Origin of the sequence: Streptomyces sp. SPB074 (assembly GCF_000154905.1) — a bacterium.
In the GTDB taxonomy this organism is placed as follows: Bacteria; Actinomycetota; Actinomycetes; order Streptomycetales; family Streptomycetaceae; genus Streptomyces.
Genome location: NZ_GG770539.1, coordinates 1,969,795 through 1,970,976 on the forward strand (window position 1 = coordinate 1,969,795; position 1,182 = coordinate 1,970,976).

Below are 1,182 nucleotides of genomic sequence, written 5' to 3' on the forward strand. Positions count from 1 at the left end.
CCGGTTCGCCGGGCAGGAGCCCGGGGGGGGGCGCTCCGGCGCGCGCGAGCACCGCGAGCACGCCGGCAGACGGGCGCGGGCGTCGCTCTCCGGGTCCTCGCGGGTCAGCGGTCCGAGTTCTTGCAGGTCGAGCACGGGGTCGAGGCCCAGGCGGAGCACGAACGTGCGCATCGCCTCGTCCTCGCCGAGCGGCGTCCCGTCCGCCGCCCACTCGTAGCCGACGGGACGCCGGAAGCCCGAGCAGAGCACGAGACCGGCGCGCTCGTGGTCCCACCACAGCGCGAGAACGGGCCAGGAGGCGCCGACGGCGAGCGCCGTCGCCCACCCGGCGAGGACCCGGTCGACCGGCTCGCCGCCCTGCAGCCACGGCTTGTCCTCCGGTACGAGGGCGCTCCACCGCGCCTCGCCGTCGGGCGCCGGCTCGCCCGCCGGGCAGAGCAGGAGCGGCCTGCGCAGGAGCCGCGCGACGGGCGCCACCTCGCCGGGTGCCGCCCGGCACAGCAGCAGTGCCCCGGCCGCCCGCCCGGCGTCCGTCGCGTCGGAGGGGGCGGCGGACGGCACGGGGCGGGAGCCGCCGGGAGGGTTGACCATGAGCCCACGCTAGGCCGCGCCCACGCGCACGGCCCGCCTTCGGCACCCTTCCGAGCGGCCGGCCCACCCCCCGGCCCCCGCGCCGAGGCCCCGCGCCCAGGTTGGCCGCTCGCACTCGCCCCCCGGCCCGCGTCTTCGGTCCGCCCGCCCGGCCCACTCGCTCGACGTGCCCTTCCCCGCGTGAGAGGCGCCGCCCGCCCCGTCACCCACGCCCGGTTCCCACCCGCGACGCCCGCCCTCTTCCGCGCGCTACGCCACCGCGCGCCCGCCATCGGTGCCCGCGCTTGCGCCCGGCCCGCGTCCGCCTCCCCGCTCGACGGGCCCTTCCCCGCACGCGGCCGCTGCCACCGACACCTCAGCCACCGGCCTGCGCCGGGCATACCCGCGAACGCCCACCCGCTTGCACCCCGCGCCGCCCGGCCCCTCGCCCGCGCCCCGTGCCCGGCGCCCTTTGCGACCCGGGCCCCGCCCACACGCGCCCCCTCCCTGGCGCGCTACCGCTTCCGCCCACGCCTCCGCCCACGCCGTCGCCCCGCGCCCCGCGCCCCGCGCCCCGCGCCCCTGAAGCCCACCCGCTCACACGCCCCCGCC

1 pseudogene is annotated in these 1,182 nt (G+C 81.1%); it reads right to left on the reverse strand.

What is annotated here, in order from left to right:
• A pseudogene (locus SSBG_RS07845) lies at nt 1–591 on the reverse strand (hypothetical protein); the annotation flags it as partial.
• Nucleotides 592–1,182 lie beyond the last annotated feature (591 nt).